Annotated in this window: 1 protein-coding gene and 1 pseudogene; both read right to left on the bottom strand. The window is 68.0% G+C overall.

All coding sequences use genetic code 11. The features are described from left to right. Positions 1-119, bottom strand: a pseudogene (locus CCD76_RS20555) (electron transfer flavoprotein subunit alpha/FixB family protein); the annotation flags it as partial. 17 nt (positions 120-136) lie between these two features. Continuing rightward, a partial coding sequence (locus tag CCD76_RS19415) for an electron transfer flavoprotein subunit beta/FixA family protein (protein ID WP_143543358.1) occupies positions 137-777 on the bottom strand: 641 nt, incomplete at its 5' end.

Raw genomic sequence — 777 nt, 5'->3', positions numbered from 1 at the left:
ACCAGCACCTCGATATCGCCGCCGCTCTCCTTGGCAATCTGCTGGGCCGCGGCGACCACGTGGGCGGTGGCCGGGCTCAGCTGGCCGTCGTGATGTTCGGCAAGGACCAGAATGCTCATGCGATCAGCTCCTGTTTTCAAAGCACTTTGGCTTCGTTCTTGAGTTTGTCCACCAGCTCATCCACGGAGCCCACCATGACGCCGCCCTGGCGCTCAGCCGGCGGCTCGACCTTGACCAGGGTGAGGCGCGTGGCGACCTCGACGCCGAGTTCCTCCGGCGTCGTGACGTCCAGCGGCTTCTTCTTGGCCTTCATGATGTCGGGCAGCTTGGCATAGCGCGGCTCGTTCAGGCGCAGGTCGGTGGTGACGATGGCCGGCAGCTGGAGGCGCACGGTCTGCAGGCCGCCGTCGATCTCGCGGGTCACCTTGAGCTGGCCGTCCTCGACCGCGACCTCGGAGGCGAAGGTGCCCTGGGGTCGGCCGGTCAGGGCGGCGAGCATCTGGCCGGTCTGGTTGTTGTCGCTGTCGATGGCCTGCTTGCCAAGGATCACCAGTTCCGGCTGCTCGGCCTCGACCACCTTGGCCAGCGCCTTGGCCGCGCCCAGCGACTCGACGCGCGCATCGGTCTGGACGTGAATGGCGCGATCGGCGCCCAGCGCCAGGGCGGTGCGCAGCTGCTCCTGGGCGGCCTTGGGGCCCACGCTGACCGCGACCACCTCGGTGGCCACGCCCTTTTCCTTGAGCCGTACCGCCTCTTCCACGGCGATCTCGCAGAAGG

The sequence above is a fragment of the Salinicola salarius genome, assembly GCF_002179555.1.
Lineage (GTDB): Bacteria > Pseudomonadota > Gammaproteobacteria > Pseudomonadales > Halomonadaceae > Salinicola > Salinicola salarius_A.
This window is presented reverse-complemented; position numbering and strand designations above follow the sequence as displayed.